The following is a 739-nucleotide window of genomic DNA, read 5'->3' on the forward strand; positions in this document are numbered from 1 at the left end:
GACGTAGTCGTTCCATTAGTTGGACTGCCAGAAGCGAGTGTCCGCCAAGCTCAAAGAAATGGTCGTTCCGGCTCACCCGGTCGACACCCAATAGATCACTCCAGATGGCGGCCAATATCTGCTCAATCTCGCCTTGGGGCGCCTCATAACCCCGCCGGGCGTAGGCTTCGTCATCGGGCGCGGGTAAAGCTCTCCGGTCAAGCTTTCCATTAGGCGTCAGGGGAAAAGCTGGAAGATGCACAAAGGCGCTTGGCACCATATAGTCGGGGAGATGGATGGCTAAGTGGGCCCGCAGCATGGAAGCCAAATCGCCTATCTCGGCAAAATCATCGATCGACACGATATACGCCACCAGGCGCTTGTCACCCGTTTGATCTTCACGCGCGACGACGACAGCTTCACTTACCGCAGGGTGTTCTCCAAGGCGTGTTTCGACCTCACCAAGTTCAATCCGGAACCCGCGGATTTTTACCTGGTGGTCGTTGCGCCCCAGGAACTCTATGTTCCCATCTTGAAGATAGCGGGCAAGATCGCCGGTCCGGTACATCCGAGACCCAGCATCGTGGCTGAATGGGTTAAGCTGGAACCGCTCCGCCGTCAGATCGGGACGGTTCAGATACCCACGAGCAACACCTGCACCACCGATGTAAAGCTCGCCAACAACACCAAGCGGAACGGGCGCCCCATACGCGTCCAAAATATAAATCTGCGTATTCGATATCGGGCGCCCAATAGGGAT

The 739-nt window shown here is 56.6% G+C and carries 1 protein-coding gene; it reads right to left on the reverse strand.

All coding sequences use genetic code 11. The annotated features are described in order from the left end of the window. On the reverse strand, positions 1-739 hold a 739-nt coding region (locus IB267_RS33020; protein WP_192451590.1), incomplete at both ends, for a non-ribosomal peptide synthetase.

Source organism: Ensifer sp. ENS09, from assembly GCF_014852425.1.
Classification (GTDB): domain Bacteria; phylum Pseudomonadota; class Alphaproteobacteria; order Rhizobiales; family Rhizobiaceae; genus Ensifer.